Consider the following 13197-nt stretch of genomic DNA (forward strand, 5'->3'; position numbering starts at 1 on the left):
TCTGATAGCATCGTGCAGAAAGTTAACACTTCCGGCAGTCGTTTACAAGAAAAATGCCGCTAAGAGCTTAACTTAGCGGCATTAGGCACTGACCCTGAAGTGGGAACTTCCGCCTGCAAGGTAATATGGTCGATGCCGTGCTTCTCGAGCAGCATCGCCTTGATCGCCTGCAGGATCGCAGGCCAGCGCTGCAATTCGACGATCTCCACGTGGCCGATCAGCGCCGGCTCACCCGGCGACATGTCCCACACGTGCAGGTCGTGCACCGAGCACACGCCGTCGATGTGCTCGAGGTCGGCGCCCACGGCCAGGTAGTCGATCGGTTCGGGCACGCCGCCCATCAGGAAGTGATACGACTCGCGCAGCACGCCGATGGTCGAGCGCAGTATCAGTAACGCGACGAACAGCGACAGCAGCGGATCGACCTGCATCCAGCCCGTGTAATAGATCACCGCGCCCGAGACCAGCGCCGCCACCGAACCGAACAGGTCGCCCATCACGTTGACCAGCGCCGCGCGCGTATTCATATTGCTGTCGCCGCGCGAGAGCATCCACGCCAGCAGCAGGTTGATCACCAGGCCGATGCCGGCGACGATGAACACGGTGGAGCCGTGCACTTCTTCAGGTTTGGAAAAGCGCTGCGCCGCCTCCAACATGATCCAGCCCACCAGGACCAGCAGCACCAGGCTGTTCACAAAAGCTGCCAGCGCCTCGGCGCGACCAAAGCCGAACGAGTGTCGCGCCGACGGTGGTCGCTTGGAAATGATTTGCGCCAGCAGCGCCAGGCCCAGCGCGGCAGCGTCGGTCACCATGTGGCCCGCGTCCGAGATCAGCGCCAGCGAATTGGCCATGAAACCGGTCACCGCTTCCACCACCGCAAAGCTCAGCGTAAGCAGCAGCGCCCAGGCCAGCACTTTCTGGCTGCGCTGCACGCTGACGTGCTTGTACTTGGCGTCATCGCTGCGGTGCTCGTGCAGATGGGAAGACGGGGAGGCGGCGCGGCTATCTAAGGACATGGCGGTTCTTGTGTATGAATAGATACAGGCAGTTTACTGGAAGCAGGGACAGCGTGTGCTATCGACATCGTGCAATCCGTAAATCTTTCCTATGAAAGCCTCTTGTCATTCTGCTTTTCGCTCTCTATAATGCTGGTCTTCGGGCGGTTAGTTCAGCTGGTTAGAATACTTGGTCGACATCCAAGGGGTCGGGGATTCGAATTCCTCACCGCCCACCAGAATTCGCAGTATCGCAGTAAAAAGCGCAGTAAAATGTAGTGCAAAAGGGCGGTTAGTTCAGCTGGTTAGAATACTTGGTCGACATCCAAGGGGTCGGGGATTCGAATTCCTCACCGCCCACCAGAATTCAAATGAGGCTGATTCAAAATGAGCGCGGCAAGGCGCAACACCGCAGACAGTGCGGTTGCACGGCAAGGTGGTGCAACGAAGCTGCGGTCGTTTTGAGTCGGCCCTTCATGTAAGAGCGAGAAAGGCATCCCGGTTATGACACCGCGAACTACTACCAAGCTTTGGGAGTGACGCTAGTCGAACGGGAACCTTTTTGCTCAAAAAAAGAGAAAACGCGGCTAGTCCGCGTTTTTTTTCGTCCGCGTTTTTTAATTCAATGTACCAACAGGCGCGCCATGCGCCCACAGGGAGAACTTCATGATTTCAGTCCGCCTTCCAGATGGCTCCGCCCGCGAGTTCGAGGGTCCCGTCACCGTTGCCCAGGTCGCGTCCAGCATTGCCACCAGCCTCGGCAAAGCCGCGCTGGCCGGCAAGGTCGACGGCAAAGTCGTGGATACTTCCCACCTGATCGAGAAAAACGTCGACCTGGCCATCATCACCGATAAAGACCCCGAGGGTCTGGACGTGATCCGTCACTCGACCGCCCACCTGCTGGCCTACGCCGTCAAGGAACTGTTCCCGGATGCGCAAGTGACCATCGGCCCGGTGATCGAGAACGGTTTTTACTACGACTTCTCGTACAAGCGTCCGTTTACGCCCGATGACCTGGTGGCGATCGAAAAGAAAATGACGGAACTGGCCAGGAAGGACGAGCCGGTCACGCGCCGTGTCTTGCCGCGCGACGAGGCCGTGGCCTACTTCAAGTCGATCGGCGAAGCTTATAAAGCTGAAATCATCGCCTCGATCCCGGCCGACCAGGACGTCTCGCTGTACAGCGAAGGCGGCTTCACCGACCTGTGCCGTGGGCCGCACGTGCCATCGACCGGCAAGCTGAAGGTGTTCAAGCTGATGAAGCTGGCCGGCGCCTACTGGCGCGGCGACAGCAAGAACGAAATGCTGCAGCGCGTGTACGGCACCGCCTGGGCCAGAAAGGAAGACCAGGAGCAGTACCTGTTCCAGCTGGAAGAGGCGGAAAAACGCGACCACCGCAAGCTGGGCAAGCAGCTGGACTTCTTCCACTTCCAGGACGAGGCGCCGGGCCTGGTGTTCTGGCACCCGAAAGGCTGGACCATCTGGCAGCAGGTTGAGCAATACATGCGCCACAAGTACCAGGTCAACGGCTACCAAGAAGTGAAGGCGCCGCAAATTCTCGACGCCAGCCTGTGGGCCAAGACCGGCCACTGGGACAATTACCGCGAAAACATGTTCGTCACCGAGTCGGAAAACCGCTCGTATGCGTTGAAGCCGATGAACTGCCCGGGCCACGTGCAGATCTTTAACAGCAATATGCGTTCGTACCGCGACCTGCCGCTGCGCTACGGCGAGTTTGGCCAGTGCCACCGCAACGAGCCTTCGGGTGCGCTGCACGGCATCATGCGCGTGCGCGGCTTTACTCAGGATGACGGCCACATCTTCTGTACCCACGAGCAGATCGAGCCGGAAGTGGTGTCATTCCACACCCAGGCCATGGAGGTGTATGCCGATTTCCACTTCCATAATATCGAAGTGAAACTGGCGCTGCGTCCGGATAACCGCATTGGTTCCGACGAAGTGTGGGATGAAGCGGAAGAAGCGCTGCGCTCGGGCCTGCGCGCCTGCGGCGTGAGCTGGACCGAATTGCCGGGCGAGGGCGCCTTCTACGGTCCGAAGATCGAGTACCACCTGAAGGATTCGCTCGGTCGCCCATGGCAGGTGGGCACCATGCAGGTCGACTTCTTCATGCCGGAGCGTTTGGGCGCCGAGTACGTGGCGGCCGACAACACGCGCCAGGTGCCGGTCATGCTGCACCGTGCAATCGTCGGTTCGATGGAACGTTTCATCGGCATCCTGATCGAAAACTATGCGGGCGCCCTGCCGGCGTGGTTGGCGCCGGTGCAAGTTTCGGTCTTGAACATCTCCGATGCGCAGGCTGATTATGTGCGCGAAGTAACCGAAAAGCTGCGTCGGGCCGGGTTCCGCGTGCAGCTTGATTTGCGCAACGAGAAAATAAACTATAAAATACGTGAACATTCCGTCCAAAAACTGCCGTACATCCTCGTGGTGGGCGACAAAGAGCGGGATGCCAATACCGTGGCCGTGCGGGCACGGGGCAATGTCGATCTGGGCGTCATGTCCGTCGATGCCCTGATCGAGCGACTGTCGCAAGACATCGCCAACAAAGCCTGATCGCACGCGCCTTATTCTCAGATTTTAAAAAGGAATCACCATAGCTACTGACAAGTCGCATCGCATCAATGGCGAAATCACTGCCCCCGAAATGCGTTTGAGCGGGGTCGATAACGAAGCACTCGGTATCGTGACTTTGGCCGAAGCCTTCCGCCTGGCGGAAGAGGCAAACGTCGACCTGGTCGAGATCGCCCCTACGGCGGTCCCGCCGGTTTGCCGTTTGATGGACTACGGCAAATTCAAGTACTCGGAGCAGAAGAAGGCTCACGAGGCGAAATTGAAGCAGAAAATCATCTCCGTGAAGGAAGTCAAATTCCGTCCGGGTACCGATGATGGCGACTACAATATCAAGCTGCGCAACCTTATCAAGTTCCTCGAAGAAGGCGATAAGACCAAGATCACGCTGCGTTTCCGCGGCCGTGAAATGGCGCACCAGGATATTGGCTTCCGTATGCTGGAACGTCTGAAAGCCGACCTCGAGCCACATGGCCAGGTCGAGCAGTTCCCGAAAATGGAAGGCCGCCAAATGATCATGGTCCTCTCCCCCAAGAAGAAAAAATAAGTCGCCGCTAGCGGTTGCTTCATCATTCCCGCGCAGGCGGGAATCCAGTTTTGCCTGAGTCAACGTGGCTCGCCGGCATTGGATTCCCACCTTCGCGGGAATGACGTTTTTGCAAGCCGGAATGACGTTTTTCAAGTCAGCGATTTTTGCTGCACAGTTGCTTCAAACCGGCTATAATCGCCGGCTGTAGTCAATGTAGTGGACTCGCATCCGCTGCACAAACAAGTGAGAGCAGGCATCTAAGCGTAACGTAGTTACCACCTGTAATCCTGTTTCGATATGGAGCTGTCCGTAAAACGACAGAATATCTATGCCAAAAATGAAAACCAAGAGCTCCGCGAAAAAACGTTTTCGCGTACGCCCGGGTGGAACTGTTAAGAGTGGCCACGCTTTCAAGCGTCACATTCTGACCAAGAAAACCACCAAATCCAAGCGCCAGCTGCGCGGTATCACCAATGTCGATGCGGCAGACGTGAAATCGGTTCTGCGCATGATGCCATCGGCTTAATCTCACACTCAATTTAAGGAGTTACTATGCCTAGAGTAAAACGTGGGGTTACAGCTCGTGCCCGTCATAAAAAAGTCTTAAACCTGGCCAAGGGTTACCGTGGTCGTCGTAGCAAGGTTTACCGTGTTGCCAAGCAAGCAGTCATGCGCGCTGGCCAGTACGCCTACCGCGACCGTCGTAACAAGAAGCGCGTCTTCCGCCGCCTGTGGATCGCCCGTATCAACGCCGCTTCCCGTGAGCATGGCGTGACGTACAGCGTATTCATGAACGGTCTGAAGAAAGCTGCAATCGAACTGGACCGTAAAGTCCTGGCCGATATGGCAGTAATGGACAAGCCAGCGTTCGCTGCGATTGTCAACGTAGTCAAAGCACAAATCGCTGCGTAAGCACTGATTGATGATGCGGCCCTTCGCGGGGCAGCGTAAAGGACGGGGCAAAGGTGTGAACCTGTGCCCCGTTTTTGATTGAGGATAAGAAACGCATGTACTCCCTGGAACAACTCGTTGCCTCAGCAGTGCAGGACTTCACGGTTGCGCAAGACGACGCCGCCGCACTGGAAAACGCCAAAGCCAAATACCTGGGCAAGACCGGCCAGATTACCGAATTGATGAAGGGCCTGGGCAAGCTCGACCCGGAAGCCCGCAAGGCGCAAGGCGCCCTGATCAACGCTGCCAAGCAGCAGATCGAAGCAGCCCTCACGGCCCGGCGCGACGCGCTGGCCGACGCCCAGATGCAAGCGCGTTTGAACGCCGAGGCGATCGACGTCTCCCTGCCAGGCCGCGGACGCGCCGGCGGTGGACTGCACCCGGTCATGCGTACCTGGGAACGGGTGGAAGAGATCTTCCGCTCGATCGGTTTCGATGTGGCCGACGGCCCCGAGATCGAAAACGACTGGACCAATTTCACAGCACTGAACAGCCCGGAAAATCACCCGGCCCGTTCGATGCAAGACACCTTCTATATCGACGGTAACGACAGCGAAGGCAAGCCGCTGCTGCTGCGCACCCACACCAGCCCGATGCAGGTGCGCTACGCGCGCAGCCACACGCCGCCGATCAAGGTGATCGCGCCCGGCCGTACCTACCGCGTCGATAGCGACGCCACCCACTCGCCGATGTTCCACCAAGTGGAAGGGCTGTGGATCGCCGAGAACATCAGCTTTGCCGACTTGAAGGGCGTTTACCTGAACTTCGTCAAGGCCTTCTTCGAGACCGACGATCTGCAAGTGCGCTTCCGTCCGTCGTATTTCCCGTTTACCGAACCATCGGCCGAGATCGACATCGCCTTCGGCTCGGGGCCGCTCAAGGGCCGCTGGCTCGAGATTTCCGGTTCCGGCCAGGTGCACCCGTCGGTGGTGCGCAACTTCGGCCTGGACCCGGAAAAATACATCGGCTTCGCGTTCGGCTCCGGCCTCGAGCGCCTGACCATGTTGCGTTACGGCGTGAACGACCTGCGGCTGTTCTACGAAGGCGATTTGCGCTTCCTGAAGCAGTTTAACTAAGACGAGATAAATCCCTGACTGTGCCTGCGCCAGCAACCGAGATCGCCGGCGCTCGCACCGTCATCCTCGCGAACGCGGGGATCCATAGAGCGCTTGTTCAGTCGGCTCAGCATGGATTCCCGCGTGCGCGGGAATGACGGCTCGAAGGTCGCGGGTACAAACAACTAGAAAGTTTGATTATGCAATTCTCCGAAAACTGGCTCCGCACCATGGTCGACCCGAAGATGACTTCGGACGAACTGGCCCACCTGCTGACGATGTCCGGCCTGGAAGTGGAAGAGGTCGAACCGGTCGCGCCACCGTTCTCCAACGTGGTGGTCGGCCTGGTGCGCGACATGGCCAAGCATCCGAATGCCGACCGCCTCAACGTCTGCCAGGTCGATGTCGGCACCGGCACCTTGCTCACCATCGTCTGCGGCGCACCGAATGTGCGCCCGGGCCTGCACGTGGTGTGCGCCAAGGCTGGCGCCGTGCTGCCGCCGGGCGCCGATGGCAAGCCGTTCGAAATCAAGGTAGGGCAACTGCGCGGCGTCGAGTCGCAAGGCATGTTGTGCTCGGCCAAGGAACTGAAATTGTCGGAAGAGGGCAGTGGCCTGCTGGAACTGCCGGACGATGCGCCGGTGGGCCAGGACTTCCGCGACTACTACGCACTGAACGACCTCAAGTTCACCATCAAGCTCACCCCGAACAAGGCGGACTGCCTGTCGGTGCTGGGCGTGGCCCGTGAAGTGTCGGCATTGACCGGCGTGGCGCTCACCGCACCGACGTTTACCCCGGTGCCGGTCACCAGCGACGAAGTGCTGCCGGTAAAAATTTCGGCGCCGGACCTGTGCGGCCGTTTTGCCGGCCGCGTGATCCGCAATCTCAACGCCAAGGCTGCCACGCCGGACTGGATGAAGCAGCGGTTGGAGCGCAGCGGCCAGCGGTCGGTGTCGGCACTGGTCGATATTTCCAACTACGTGATGCTGGAACTCGGTCGTCCGAGCCACGTGTTCGACCTGGCCAAGATTCACGGCAGCCTGGACGTACGCTGGGCCAAGGAAGGCGAAACCCTCAAGCTCCTGAACGGCAACACCGTCACCCTCAACGAGTGGGTCGGCGTGATCGCCGACGAGCAGCAGATCGAATCGCTGGCCGGCATCATGGGTGGCGATTCCACCGCCGTGTCGCTCGAGACCGACGCTATTTACCTGGAAGCGGCGTTCTGGTGGCCGAGCGCCATCCAGGGCCGCGCCCGCAAGTTCAACTTCTCCACCGACGCGGCGCACCGCTTCGAGCGCGGCGTCGATTACGCCACCGTGGTCGAACACATCGAGCGCATCACCGCGCTGCTGGTCGAGATCTGCGGCACCGCCACCACGCAAGTGGGCCCGGTGGACGACAAGGTCGTCAACCTGCCGCAGCGCTCGCCAGTGCAATTGCGCACCGCGCGCGCGCAGAAGGTGATCGGCGTGCCGCTCGACGATAAAGTGATTGCCGACATCTTTACGCGCCTGGCGCTGCCGTTCTCCCTGGCAGACGGCGTGTTCTCGGTAACCGCGCCAAGCTACCGCTTCGACATCGAAATCGAGGAAGACCTGATCGAGGAAGTGGCGCGCGTGTACGGCTTCGAGAACATTCCCGCTGTCGCACCAATCGCAGCCAACACCATGGTGATCGCGCCGGAAAACACCCGTTCGCTGTTCGCCGTGCGCCACCAGCTGGCCGACCTGGGCTTCCAGGAAGTGGTCAACATGAGCTTCGTGGAAGCGGCGTGGGAGCAGGACTTCGGCGGCAACAGCAACCCGATCACCCTGCAAAACCCGATCGCCAGCCAGATGAGCGTAATGCGCTCGACGCTGGTGGGCAGCCTGGTGGCCAACGTCCGCTACAACCTCAACCGCAAAACCAACCGCGTGCGCGTGTTCGAAGTCGGCGCGATCTATCGCCGTGACGACAGCGTGGCCGACGGCCCGCTCAGCGTGGCAGGCTATCTGCAGCCCAAGCGCGTGGCCGCGATGGCGTACGGCAGCAATGTTGACGAGCAGTGGGGCCAGGACAGCCGCGCGGTCGATTTCTTCGACCTGAAAGCCGACCTCGAGCACCTGTTTGCACCGCAAATCCTGCGTTTCGAGAAAGCGGAGCACCCGGCGCTGCACCCGGGTCGCTCGGCCAACGTACTGTTGAACGGCCAGGTGATCGGCTTCATCGGCGAACTGCACCCGCGCTGGATGCAGAAATACGAGCTGCCCAATGCGCCAGTGGTGTTCGAAGTCGATGCGTATGCTTTGCAGCAACGATCGGTGCCCGAGTACGCAGAGATCTCCAAGTTCCCCGGCGCCACGCGCGACCTGGCGGTGGTGGTCAAGCAGGGCGTGGCCGCGCAAGATGTGCTCGACGCTTTCCATGCCGCAGTGCAAGCAAGTCCGCAGGCCCGGTTGGTGCAAGCCATTGTTTTGTTTGATGAATATCGCGGCAAGGGTCTGGAAGCGGACGAGAAATCGCTTGCTTTCCGCTTTAGCTTACAAGATACTCAAAACACCCTGCAAGACGATGTTGTCGAGGCCATCATGGCTGCAGCGGGAAGTGCCGCACAGCACAAACATGGCGCGCGTCTGCGGGCGTGATAGCATAGCGGGCTGGCACAAATAAGCACATACGTTTCTTTTATCATCCGGGAGTCCGGCCATTTGGCCGGCCTCATGCGTTTTTGAAGGCAGGGCAGGAAAATTAATAATCACGACGTTGATTCCGCCGTACTCCAGTCAGCATTGGCTGCCGATTTACACCGGGCCATGCAAGTGGCCAAGGTACGCCAGGATGCCGAAAAAGATTTGCCCACGCTGACCAAGGCGGAGCTCGCCGAGCTGCTGTTCGAGCAAGTGGGCCTGAACAAGCGCGAGGCCAAAGACATGGTGGAAACCTTCTTTGATGAAATCCGTAACGCACTCGAGCGCGGTGAAGCGGTCAAGCTGTCCGGCTTCGGCAACTTCCAGTTGCGCGACAAGCCGCAGCGTCCTGGCCGCAATCCCAAGACCGGGGAAGAAATTCCCATCACGGCGCGCCGTGTCGTGACCTTCCATGCCAGCCAAAAACTCAAGGGCATGGTCGAAGAGAGTAATCCGATGGCGCGTGTCGCCTGACCCAAGCTGATTCTTGATGAACGATCGTCCCGCCAAGTCCGAGCTGGTGGCATTGCCACCGATCCCCGCCAAGCGCTACTTCACCATCGGCGAAGTGAGCGAGCTGTGTGGCGTCAAGCCGCACGTGCTGCGTTATTGGGAGCAGGAATTCACCCAGCTCAAGCCAGTGAAACGGCGCGGCAACCGCCGCTATTACCAACACCACGAAGTGCTGCTGATACGCCGTATCCGCGAACTGTTGTATGAACAAGGCTTCACCATCAGCGGCGCACGCAATAAACTCGACAGCCGTGCCTATGGCGGCTTACAGGAAGAGTATGATGCACAAGCCCCGGTCAACGACGTGGCGCCAGAGGACATTGCTGTGCCGCTGGACCGTGAATTGATACGCAGCGAACTGCTCGATATTCTCGGTCTGCTCAGGCAAGGGCAATAACCCCACGAGGGTGCGCACCGCTGGCGGGCAATACGTCAGAAGTGTGATTGCTGATATACTTTCAATATTATTTAATAAGTCAGCGACTGCTGAAATACGGTGGCGTGAAGTTCGGCCCGCGCCCAGCGCGTGTATGCCGGACACGACGAGAGGAAACAATGATACGCGTTGCCATTTGTGACGACCATCAAATAGTAAGAGCAGGTTTCAAACAGATTTTTTCGTCTTCGGACGATTTCGACGTGGTAGCGGAAGCCGGTACCGGGCGTGAAGCGCTCGACATCGCGCGCCGCGAAATCTGCGATGTGCTGTTGCTCGATATCGCCATGCCAGATCAAAGCGGCATCGATACCTTGCGCACCATCCGACAAGGCCAGCCCGACCTTCCTGTGCTGATCCTGTCCGGCTATCCGGCCCAGCAGTACGCACTCAACCTGTTCAAGATGGGCGCCAATGGCTACCTGAACAAGGAGTGCGAGGCGGACGAACTGATGACCGCCGTGCGCACCGTGTACCAGGGCCGCCGCTACGTCAGCTCCACCGTCGGCGAACTGCTGGCGCAAAGCTTCGACCGCGATCCCAACACGGCGCTGCACACGGAATTGTCCGACCGCGAGTTCCAGGTATTCTTGCGCCTGGCGCGTGGTGCGACTGTGTCCGATATCGGCGTGGCCCTGTCGCTCAGCATCAAAACCGTGAGTACCTACCGTACCCGCATCATGGAAAAAATGGGCATGCAATCGAATAGCGATCTGACCTACTACGCCATGAAAAACAATCTGCTTGACTAAACAATCTCACCTGATTCCACCGGGAAATTCCTTGTGGTCCAGGTGGCTTGCTTTCTTTTCTCCCCGCACTGTTCGCGTGCGCACTAATCTTACTTCCCGTCTATAATTGATCGGCTTGGGCGCGCCGTCGCCCCACTGATTGAAGGAAGAGGATGTATTTCACCGTCGATTCAGCGCCGCATCGTCGTTTGCCGCTGTACAAGACTGTCCTGTGCGTCACTTGCGCCTTATTGTTGATCGTCAACGGGTTCAGCCTGTTCCACAACCTGCAGGCGCTGCGTGGCGCCCAGGTCCTGATCGGCCAGACCGCCCGCGTGGCCGACCGTCTGCAATACCTGAACGTGCTGGTGCTCGATGCCGAGAGCAGCATGCGCGGCTATTTCTTGTCCGACCACGACGCCTACCTGGGCCCCACGCGCACCGCCCTGGCCGAGAGCGAAGCGGAGTTCCGCGAGCTGGAAAAGCTGCTGTCCGATAATCCCAATCAACTCAAAAACCTGGCGCAACTGAAAACCCTGGTGCGCCGCCGCCTGACCATCATGACGCAGTCGCTCGATGTCTACCGCGAGGGTGGCTTGAGCGAGATCGTCAAGATCGCGCGCGTGAGCGACGGCCGCGCCAGCATGGACGAGATCCGCCTGCAAGTAGTGATCATGGAACAGGAGCAGAACGAAACGCTCAAGGCGCGCAGCGCCATGTTCTACGAGGAATACCAGAAGGCCGTGATATTGGGTATGGGCATCAATGCCGTGGCCATCGTGGTGCTGATCATGTTCTACCAGCTGGTGGGGCGCAGCTTTGCCACCCGCGCCGAGGCCGAGCACGCGCTGAAAATGGCCAACGAAAGCCTGGAGTCGCAGGTCGAACAGCGCACCGAGCAGTTGTCGGTCCTGTCGCGCCACCTGATCAGCATCAGCGAGGAGGAAAAGGTCAGGCTATCACGCGAGCTGCACGACGAGATCGGCGCCCACCTGACGTCGATCAACATGGATATCGCGGCGGTGACCATGCAGCTGCAAAAGTCCGATCCCGAGCTGGCGGCGCGGCTCAAGCGGGCGCGTGGCTCGCTGGTGGAAGTGGTGGAAATGAAGCGCCGCATCGTCGAAAACCTGCGGCCTAGCCTGCTCGACAACCTGGGCCTGTGCGCGGCCATCGAGAGCTACTGCCAGGAGTTCAGCCGGATGGCGTCGGTGCGCTGCGATTGCGACGTCGATGACGAGATCGAACTGCTCACGCGCGATGCCGGCGACTTGTCGATTGCTTTGTTCCGCATCGTCCAGGAGTCGCTCAACAATATCCGCAAGTACGCCAAGGCCAGCCGGGTGTCGGTCATGCTCAACCGTAACCAGGAAGGGCTGATGCTGCGCATCATCGATGACGGCGTAGGCATTTCGGCAGCCAATATCGCCAAGCCGATGTCGCACGGTTTGCTGGGCATGCGCGAACGCGCCTTGTTGCTGGGTGGTACCTTGAATATCCGGCGCGGACGCAACGACAGCGGCACCTGCATCGAGGTGGCGATCCCCGTGCGTGACAACGTGGCGCCACAAGAAGAAAGACGGGCAGCGCCCGTCTTCGAGATGGTAGACCGCCGGGCAGCGCCGGCAGCTTAAAACCGTAGCGAGCGGTTCGATATCGTCGGGAGTAGCGGAGGCGTACGGAGGTACGCTGAAGGTAAGTAATGGAGCGGCGATAGCGAGACGCGCAGTAGGTTTTCTGTCAGCAGCGGCCGACATCGACCAGCAGGCGATCATACTCGGTCTTGGCGACCTTGTAGCATTCGCCGGCATAGGCTTCCAGCGCCGAGCGGTCGAGCACGGTGATATTGCCGCGGCGGTAGGTGATCAGGCCTTCGTCCTGCAGCTTGCCGGCAGCGGCGGTAATGCTTTCGCGGCGCACGCCGAGCATGATGGAAATCATTTCCTGTGTCACCTTCAGGGAGTTGCCTGGCGAACGGTCGAGGCGGTCGAGCAGCCAGCGGCACAGTTTCTGTTCGATCGAACTGTGGCGGCCGCCAACGGCGTTCTGCGCCATCTGCGCGAACAGCGCGGTGTTGTAACGCATCAGCAGCGCAGGCAGGGCGCCGCCCTGGCTGAACGCAGCGCGCAGGTGCTGGGTTTTCATGCGGTAGCCGTAACCGGCGGCCTGGGTGACGGCGCTGCACATGGCGCGCTCGCCATCGAATAGCGAGACGCCGATCACGCCCTCGTGACCGACCACGGCGATCTCGGTGGTGGCGCCGTCTTCCATGACGTACAGCAGCGAGACGATCGCGGTGGTAGGAAAGTACACGTAATCCATGGTGCCGCCGAACTTGAACAGTTCTTTGCCGAAAGGCATCGTGACCAGTTCCAGGTGTTCGAACAGCGATTCGAGCACGTCGCGCGGCAGGGCGGCCAGCAATTCGTTTTGCTGGGTGCCGCTATAGCTGACCACGGGCCGCGACGACGCCGTGACATGGTCGGCGCCAGCTGGAAGGCGGCGCGGTACCGGTGCGATGGTGGCGTTGTTTTGGACGTTGATCATGTTTTTCCTCACTTAATTAATGCATTGTGTGACTTACCTCACGTACAGGTGACACTGTATTGCCAATGTTAATTCCCGAACATAAGACGAGGGGGCGCCCCTCTGTAGGCTTGGACTACAAGGGCCTGTAGGCCTTCTCCTACAGGGCACTGTAGGTTTCTACCCTGCACGGGCGCATAATG

12 protein-coding genes and 2 tRNA genes are annotated in these 13197 nt (G+C 59.5%); 12 read left to right on the forward strand and 2 right to left on the reverse strand.

The genetic code is table 11. The features are described from left to right. Window positions 1-59 precede the first annotated feature (59 nt). Window positions 60-1016: a cation diffusion facilitator family transporter gene (locus J2X54_RS04650; protein ID WP_310178434.1), complete on the reverse strand. Its 957-nt coding sequence runs from the start codon at window positions 1014-1016 to the stop codon at window positions 60-62. A gap of 141 nt (window positions 1017-1157) precedes the next feature. On the opposite strand from J2X54_RS04650, the gene J2X54_RS04655 reads away from it, so the two are divergent. From J2X54_RS04655 to J2X54_RS04710, 12 genes are all read left to right on the forward strand, one after another. Further along, window positions 1158-1234: transfer RNA gene (locus J2X54_RS04655), tRNA-Val, on the forward strand. 47 nt (window positions 1235-1281) lie between these two features. Continuing rightward, a tRNA-Val gene (locus J2X54_RS04660) sits at window positions 1282-1358 on the forward strand. 303 nt (window positions 1359-1661) lie between these two features. Beyond that, the gene (thrS, locus tag J2X54_RS04665) at window positions 1662-3569 is read left to right on the forward strand and encodes a threonine--tRNA ligase (protein ID WP_310178436.1); all 1908 of its coding nucleotides are present in this window, start codon (window positions 1662-1664) and stop codon (window positions 3567-3569) included. Window positions 3570-3609: 40 nt separating this feature from the next. Then, window positions 3610-4131 carry a translation initiation factor IF-3 gene (gene infC / locus J2X54_RS04670; protein WP_071651575.1) on the forward strand — a complete coding sequence of 174 codons (522 nt, stop codon included), beginning with the start codon at window positions 3610-3612 and terminating at the stop codon, window positions 4129-4131. A 310-nt stretch (window positions 4132-4441) separates the two neighbouring features. Next, the gene (gene rpmI, locus J2X54_RS04675) at window positions 4442-4639 is read left to right on the forward strand and encodes a 50S ribosomal protein L35 (RefSeq protein ID WP_026636906.1); all 198 of its coding nucleotides are present in this window, start codon (window positions 4442-4444) and stop codon (window positions 4637-4639) included. Between the two features lie 26 nt (window positions 4640-4665). After that, a complete protein-coding gene (gene rplT / locus J2X54_RS04680; protein ID WP_026636905.1) occupies window positions 4666-5025 on the forward strand; it encodes a 50S ribosomal protein L20 in 360 nt (119 codons plus the stop codon). 95 nt (window positions 5026-5120) lie between these two features. Then, window positions 5121-6140: a phenylalanine--tRNA ligase subunit alpha gene (pheS, locus tag J2X54_RS04685; protein ID WP_070246232.1), complete on the forward strand. Its 1020-nt coding sequence runs from the start codon at window positions 5121-5123 to the stop codon at window positions 6138-6140. Window positions 6141-6319: 179 nt separating this feature from the next. Then, entirely contained in the window at window positions 6320-8746 is a 2427-nt protein-coding gene (pheT, locus tag J2X54_RS04690; RefSeq protein WP_310178449.1) for a phenylalanine--tRNA ligase subunit beta, read from the forward strand. Window positions 8747-8914: 168 nt separating this feature from the next. Next, on the forward strand, window positions 8915-9262 hold the full coding sequence (locus J2X54_RS04695; protein WP_070246228.1) for an integration host factor subunit alpha: 348 nt from the start codon (window positions 8915-8917) through the stop codon (window positions 9260-9262). Window positions 9263-9278: 16 nt separating this feature from the next. Beyond that, window positions 9279-9698, forward strand: coding sequence for a MerR family transcriptional regulator (locus J2X54_RS04700; RefSeq protein ID WP_310178452.1), 420 nt, complete (start codon window positions 9279-9281; stop codon window positions 9696-9698). 158 nt (window positions 9699-9856) lie between these two features. Then, entirely contained in the window at window positions 9857-10489 is a 633-nt protein-coding gene (locus J2X54_RS04705; RefSeq protein WP_026636903.1) for a response regulator transcription factor, read from the forward strand. 152 nt (window positions 10490-10641) lie between these two features. Beyond that, window positions 10642-12102, forward strand: a complete 1461-nt coding sequence (locus tag J2X54_RS04710) for a CHASE3 domain-containing protein (RefSeq protein WP_310178458.1) — start codon at window positions 10642-10644, stop codon at window positions 12100-12102. A gap of 106 nt (window positions 12103-12208) precedes the next feature. Here the strand turns inward: J2X54_RS04710 and J2X54_RS04715 are convergent, their stop codons facing one another. Next, a complete protein-coding gene (locus J2X54_RS04715) occupies window positions 12209-13015 on the reverse strand; it encodes a Crp/Fnr family transcriptional regulator (RefSeq protein WP_310178461.1) in 807 nt (268 codons plus the stop codon). Window positions 13016-13197: the final 182 nt, after the last annotated feature.

This window comes from Duganella sp. 3397 (genome assembly GCF_031456625.1).
Classification (GTDB): Bacteria; Pseudomonadota; Gammaproteobacteria; order Burkholderiales; family Burkholderiaceae_D; genus Rugamonas; species Rugamonas phyllosphaerae.

Excerpts from the sequence above, each read along its gene's own strand:
- J2X54_RS04705 (WP_026636903.1), top strand. The coding sequence starts at position 9,857 with ATGATACGCGTTGCCATTTGTGACGACCATCAAATAGTAAGAGCAGGT.
- J2X54_RS04650 (WP_310178434.1), bottom strand. The coding sequence starts at position 1,016 with ATGTCCTTAGATAGCCGCGCCGCCTCCCCGTCTTCCCATCTGCACGAG.
- J2X54_RS04715 (WP_310178461.1), bottom strand. The coding sequence starts at position 13,015 with ATGATCAACGTCCAAAACAACGCCACCATCGCACCGGTACCGCGCCGC.
- rplT (WP_026636905.1), top strand. The coding sequence starts at position 4,666 with ATGCCTAGAGTAAAACGTGGGGTTACAGCTCGTGCCCGTCATAAAAAA.
- J2X54_RS04695 (WP_070246228.1), top strand. The coding sequence starts at position 8,915 with ATGCAAGTGGCCAAGGTACGCCAGGATGCCGAAAAAGATTTGCCCACG.
- pheS (WP_070246232.1), top strand. The coding sequence starts at position 5,121 with ATGTACTCCCTGGAACAACTCGTTGCCTCAGCAGTGCAGGACTTCACG.
- J2X54_RS04700 (WP_310178452.1), top strand. The coding sequence starts at position 9,279 with ATGAACGATCGTCCCGCCAAGTCCGAGCTGGTGGCATTGCCACCGATC.
- pheT (WP_310178449.1), top strand. The coding sequence starts at position 6,320 with ATGCAATTCTCCGAAAACTGGCTCCGCACCATGGTCGACCCGAAGATG.
- thrS (WP_310178436.1), top strand. The coding sequence starts at position 1,662 with ATGATTTCAGTCCGCCTTCCAGATGGCTCCGCCCGCGAGTTCGAGGGT.
- rpmI (WP_026636906.1), top strand. The coding sequence starts at position 4,442 with ATGCCAAAAATGAAAACCAAGAGCTCCGCGAAAAAACGTTTTCGCGTA.
- J2X54_RS04710 (WP_310178458.1), top strand. The coding sequence starts at position 10,642 with ATGTATTTCACCGTCGATTCAGCGCCGCATCGTCGTTTGCCGCTGTAC.